The following is a 214-nucleotide window of genomic DNA, read 5'->3' as shown; positions in this document are numbered from 1 at the left end:
CCGGAGCTAGACAACAATCACTCGTTCTTCTTGAATTCTTCTTACACATTATCTAGTTTTGAGGGAACAAACATTTAAAATTCTCTTGAAAAATACATAAAAGACAGTATAATAAATATTGTTCTTTACAATTGTCTGGTGGCGATGGCGAGAAGGTCACACCCGTTCCCATACCGAACACGGAAGTTAAGCTTCTCAGCGCCGATGGTAGTTG

General features: G+C 39.3%; 1 rRNA gene. It reads left to right on the top strand.

The features are described 5' to 3' along the window. Window positions 1-134 precede the first annotated feature (134 nt). Window positions 135-214, top strand: a 5S ribosomal RNA gene (gene rrf, locus UB32_RS07315); the annotation flags it as partial.

Origin of the sequence: Mesobacillus subterraneus, from assembly GCF_000934845.1 — a bacterium.
GTDB lineage: Bacteria > Bacillota > Bacilli > Bacillales > Cytobacillaceae > Mesobacillus > Mesobacillus stamsii.
This window is presented reverse-complemented; position numbering and strand designations above follow the sequence as displayed.